Origin of the sequence: Paraburkholderia caledonica NBRC 102488, from assembly GCF_000685095.1 — a bacterium.
Taxonomy (GTDB): Bacteria; Pseudomonadota; Gammaproteobacteria; order Burkholderiales; family Burkholderiaceae; genus Paraburkholderia; species Paraburkholderia caledonica.
The window spans coordinates 1-2842 of record NZ_BAYE01000054.1; the positions used below are offsets into that span (position 1 = coordinate 1).

At 64.8% G+C, this 2842-nt stretch carries 3 protein-coding genes; all 3 read right to left on the reverse strand.

Going from position 1 to position 2842, the window contains the following annotated elements; genetic code table 11:
* The coding region (locus BCA01S_RS34135; protein ID WP_027780676.1) for a succinate dehydrogenase iron-sulfur subunit at positions 1 to 698 on the reverse strand (698 nt) is incomplete at its 3' end.
* 24 nt (positions 699 to 722) lie between these two features.
* Positions 723 to 2498, reverse strand: a complete 1776-nt coding sequence (gene sdhA, locus BCA01S_RS34140; RefSeq protein ID WP_027780677.1) for a succinate dehydrogenase flavoprotein subunit — start codon at positions 2496 to 2498, stop codon at positions 723 to 725.
* Between the two features lie 4 nt (positions 2499 to 2502).
* The coding region (gene sdhD / locus BCA01S_RS34145; RefSeq protein ID WP_156955207.1) for a succinate dehydrogenase, hydrophobic membrane anchor protein at positions 2503 to 2842 on the reverse strand (340 nt) is incomplete at its 5' end.

The window sequence follows — 2842 nt, forward strand, 5'->3', positions numbered from 1 at the left end:
GCGCGACGCACCATCAATTCCTTGATCTTGCCGATCGCCTTGGTCGGGTTCAGTCCTTTCGGGCAGACGTCGACGCAGTTCATGATCGTGTGGCAGCGGAACAGGCGGTACGGGTCTTCCAGATTGTCGAGCCGCTCGCCCGTGGCCTCGTCGCGGCTGTCCGCGATGAAACGGTATGCCTGCAGCAGACCCGCCGGGCCCACGAACTTGTCCGGATTCCACCAGAAGCTCGGGCACGACGTCGAGCAGCTCGCGCACAGAATGCATTCGTAGAGCCCGTCGAGCTCGTCGCGCTCTTCCGGCGACTGCAGACGCTCCTTCTCCGGCGGCGGCGTGTCGTTGATCAGGTACGGCTTGATCGAGTGGTACTGGTTGAAGAACTGCGTGAAGTCGCAGATCAGGTCGCGCACCACCGGCAGCCCCGGCAGCGGACGCAGCACGATCTTCTGCGGCAGGTCGTTCAGGTTCGTCAGGCACGCCAGACCGTTCTTGCCGTTGATGTTCATCGCGTCCGAACCGCACACGCCTTCGCGGCACGAACGGCGGAACGACAGCGTCTCGTCGAGCGCCTTCAGTTTCACCAGCGCGTCGAGCAGCATGCGCTCGTGCGAGTCGATCTCGATCTCGTACGACTGCATGCGCGGCGCGGCGTCGCGGTCCGGATCGTAGCGGTAGATTTCAAATGTACGCTTGGCCATTTCTGAATTCCTTTGATCTGTGCCTTAGAAGGTCCGCGCCTTGGGCGGCACCGATTCGACCGTCAGCGGCTGCATGTGCACCGGCTTGTAGTCGAGGCGGTCGCCTTCGCTGAACCACAACGTATGACGCAGCCAGTTTTCGTCGTCCCGATGCTCGAAGTCGTTCTGCGCATGCGCGCCGCGGCTTTCCTTGCGCGCCTCGGCCGACACCATCGTCGCGCGCGCCACCTCGATGAGGTTCGCCACTTCCAGCGCCTCGACACGCGCGGTGTTGAACACCTTCGACTTGTCCTTCAGGTGGATGTTGTCCACGCGTGCGGCCACCTCGCGGATCGCCTCCACGCCTTCGGAGAGCAGCGCCGAGGTGCGGAACACGCCCGCATGCTTCTGCATCGTGCCGCGGATGTCGTTGGCAACCGACTGCGCGTACTCGCCCGAGGACGAGCCCTCGAGCTTCGCCAGACGCGACAGCGCGAAGTCCGCCGCGTCGGCCGGCAGCGGCTTGTGGTTCTTTATTTCCTGCACGTGCCTGACGATGTGGTTGCCCGCCGCGCGGCCGAACACCACCAGATCGAGCAGCGAGTTCGTGCCCAGACGGTTCGCGCCGTGCACCGACACGCACGAGCATTCGCCCACCGCATAGAAACCGTTGACCGGCTCCTCGTGACCCTTCGCGGTGCCCACCACCTGGCCGTGGATGTTCGTCGGAATGCCGCCCATCTGGTAGTGGATGGTCGGCACCACCGGAATCGGTTCCTTGATGCAGTCGACGTTGGCGAACTTCAGCGCGATCTCGCGGATCGACGGCAGACGCTTCATGATCGTCTCCGCGCCGATGTGCGACAGGTCCAGCAGCACGTGGTCCTTGTTCGGACCCACACCGCGGCCTTCCTTGATCTCCTGGTCCATCGAGCGCGAAACAAAGTCGCGCGGCGCCAGATCCTTCAAGGTAGGCGCGTAGCGTTCCATGAAACGCTCGCCGTTCGAGTTGCGCAGGATGCCGCCTTCGCCGCGCACGCCTTCGGTGATCAGCACGCCCGCGCCGGCCACGCCGGTCGGGTGGAACTGCCAGAACTCCATGTCCTGCAGCGCGATGCCCGAGCGCGCAGCCATGCCCAGGCCGTCGCCGGTGTTGATGAACGCGTTGGTCGAGGCCGCGAAGATGCGGCCCGCGCCGCCCGTGGCGAACAGCGTCGTCTTGCCTTCGAGGATGTAGACCTCGCCCGTTTCCATTTCGAGCGCGGTCACGCCGAGCACGTCGCCCTCGGCGTCGCGGATCAGATCGAGCGCCATCCATTCGACGAAGAACTGCGTCTTCGCCGCGACGTTCTGCTGGTACAGCGTGTGCAGCAGCGCGTGACCGGTGCGGTCAGCCGCAGCGCACGCGCGCTGCACGGGCTTCTCGCCGTAGTTCGCGGTGTGGCCGCCGAACGGGCGCTGGTAGATCGTGCCGTCGGCGTTGCGGTCAAACGGCATGCCGAAGTGTTCGAGCTCGTACACGGCGTTGGGCGCCTCGCGGCACATGAACTCGATCGCGTCCTGGTCGCCGAGCCAGTCGGAGCCCTTGATCGTGTCGTAAAAGTGGTAGTGCCAGTTGTCCTCGCTCATGTTGCCAAGCGACGCGCCAATGCCGCCCTGCGCGGCGACCGTGTGCGAGCGCGTGGGGAACACCTTGGAGAGCACGCACACGGACAGGCCCGCGCGCGCCAGTTGCAGCGACGCGCGCATTCCCGAGCCGCCCGCGCCGACGATGACCACGTCAAACTTGCGACGCGGCAGAGTATTCTTGATTGCAGCCATTCTTTTACACTCTCCAGAGAATCTGCGCAGCGTAGCCCGCGCACGCGAGCAGCCAGACGATGGTCAGCGCCTGGAGGAACAGGCGCATGCCCACGGGCTTCACATAGTCCATCCAGATGTCGCGGATGCCGACCCACGCGTGATAGAACAGCGAGAGCAGCGTGACGAAGGTGGCCAGCTTCATCCACTGGGTGGCGAAGATCGAGGCCCAGCCTTCGTAGGAGAAGTCGCGCGCGCCGAAGAACCACACGAGCAGGATCACCGTGTAGACGGCCATCACGACCGCGGTGATGCGTTGCGCGAGCCAGTCGCGCAGGCCGTAGTGCGCGCCGACGACCAGACGC

Excerpts from the sequence above, each read along its gene's own strand:
- sdhA (WP_027780677.1), bottom strand. The coding sequence starts at position 2,498 with ATGGCTGCAATCAAGAATACTCTGCCGCGTCGCAAGTTTGACGTGGTC.